Origin of the sequence: Pseudomonas avellanae BPIC 631, assembly GCF_000444135.1 — a bacterium.
Lineage (GTDB): Bacteria > Pseudomonadota > Gammaproteobacteria > Pseudomonadales > Pseudomonadaceae > Aquipseudomonas > Aquipseudomonas avellanae.
Genome location: NZ_ATDK01000558.1, coordinates 1 through 2,212 on the forward strand (window position 1 = coordinate 1; position 2,212 = coordinate 2,212).

The 2,212-nt window shown below is 55.2% G+C and carries 2 protein-coding genes; both read left to right on the top strand.

Annotated elements, in window-relative coordinates:
• A partial coding sequence (locus DW49_RS0124675; protein ID WP_024421515.1) for an ATP-dependent nuclease occupies positions 1–1,544 on the top strand: 1,544 nt, incomplete at its 5' end.
• The coding region (locus DW49_RS0124680) for a UvrD-helicase domain-containing protein (RefSeq protein ID WP_024421516.1) at positions 1,537–2,212 on the top strand (676 nt) is incomplete at its 3' end. The genes DW49_RS0124675 and DW49_RS0124680, both read left to right, overlap by 8 nt.

A 2,212-nucleotide genomic window follows, 5' to 3' on the forward strand; every position in this document is an offset into this window, starting at 1 on the left:
ATGGCCAGACGGATACCAATATTCTTGTGGGTGGTAATGACGCGGGGAAATCGACCCTGATGGAGGCGATCGGTCTCGCGCTCAACGGGCGTATCGGTGGCCGCTCCGCTCAGGAAGAGCTGAACCCATACTGGTTCAATAAACAGCTGGTTAATCAATTCTTGGAGGATTGCGACTGGAGTGAAAATCCCGCTCTTCCGGAAATCTTGATTGAGCTATTTCTGGAAAATCGGCCTGAACTGCAGTTTCTCTGTGGCGCGATCAATAGCGACAGGAAGACGAATGCCTGCTCTGGTATCTCGTTCAAGGTCATCCCCAACCCTGAGTACCACGAGGAGCTGACCCAATGGCGTATCAACCCGAGCGCACTGATACCCGTTGAGTACTACAAGATTGAATGGCGTACCTTTGGGGATGAGGTACTGACCCGGCGCCCCCGGCAGCTCGCCGTTGCGACTATCGATTCCCGTACCGTCCGCTCGACCTCTGGCATCGACTACCACCTGCGCCAAATCCTCAGTGACCATTTGGAGCCGGGCGAGAAAGCCAAGATCTCCCAGCATTACCGCGAGATCAAAGAGTCCATGACCTCTAACTCATTGGGAGAAGTGAATAAACGCCTGAAGAAAATTCGAGCGCCACTGGATCACCAGGAGATGGCTTTGGCCATGGATCAAAGCGCTCAATCTTCCTGGGAGGGGTCGGTCACACCGCACGTGGATCATGTGCCTTTCGCGTTGGCAGGCCAAGGGCAGCAAGCTTCGATCAAGATTTCGCTGGCCATGCAGCGCATGTCCGAGCACACCAGCATTGTGATGATTGAAGAGCCGGAGAATCATCTGTCGCATACGAGCTTGACCACGCTGCTGTCTCGCATTGAGGAGGCTGCAGGCGAGCGGCAGTTGTTCATCTCGACCCACAGTGCCTATGTGCTGAATCGCCTAGGTCTGAGCTCCTTGCTCCTCCTGCATCGCGGCAAGGCATCTCACATCGAGGCACTTGATCCGGACACGGTCGGCTATTTCCAAAAGCTCCCAGGCTTCGACACGTTGCGGATGGTGTTGGCTCACAAGCTCGTCCTAGTAGAAGGCCCTTCAGACGAGATCCTGTTTGAGCGCTTCTTCAGAGACCTCTATGGTAAGCACCCGATGGAGCTGGGGATTGACGTGATGAGCATGCACGGGCTGACGTTGAAGCGCTGCCTAGAACTGTGTACGGCCATTGATCGGCCCGTTGCCGTGCTTCGAGACAACGACGGGGAAGACCCAGAAACTCTTAGGGAAAACGTCAACGAGTTGCTCGAAACAGGAAAGCGTGAGCTCTTCATTGGAGCGAAAGAAGCGGGCAAGACGCTGGAGCCGCAATTGATGGCGTGCAACAGCGATGAGTCTCTGCGCAAGATTCTTGGAGTCACTGATCGGGCCATTCTTGGCAAATGGATTTCGAGAGAAAAAACGGAAGCAGCACTCCTCATCGCCAAATCCGAGGAGACTGTTACCCCCCCGCCATACATGGCCGCGGCAGCGAAGTTCATCCATGGCTAACAATTACCTGACCTTGGCAGTTGCGGGCGCACGTAAGACTCAAGGCCTAGTTGACCACTGCAAGGCATTACCAGCCGATCGCAAAATCCTGCTCATCACCTTCGCACAGGCCAATCAAATCGAGTTGCGCGAGCGGGTGAGGCGGTATGTCGGCGACCGCCCCAACTTGGAGGTCTCGGGGTGGTTCAGCTTCCTGCTGCGTCATTTCGTCAAACCCTTCGTGCCATTTGCATTCCCCGGCAAGCGGTGCAGGGGCTTCAATTTCGAAGGTGATCCGGGACGATACGCCGTCGACGAGAATCGATTTTTCGATCCTTCGGACAGCGTGTATGCAAAGGAATTAGCACGCCTGGCCCACCAACTCATTGGCCAAAGCGGCGGGGCTTTGATTCAACGCCTCGAATGCCTCTACGACGAAATACTCATCGACGAGGTGCAGGATCTTTCAGGTTACGATTGGGACATTCTGGAGGCCCTGTTCGGCACCCGCATAGCTATACGGCTCGTCGGGGACGTCCGGCAGGCAGTTTTGTCCACCAACCCCCGTGGCCAAATGAAGAAGGGGCGGCGGCAAAAACTGAGCGCAACACCTGACCAATCCGGTACGGTGAACCTATGTCATATCATGAACTCAGCATTGAAGAACGCATCACGATCCAGTTTGGCCA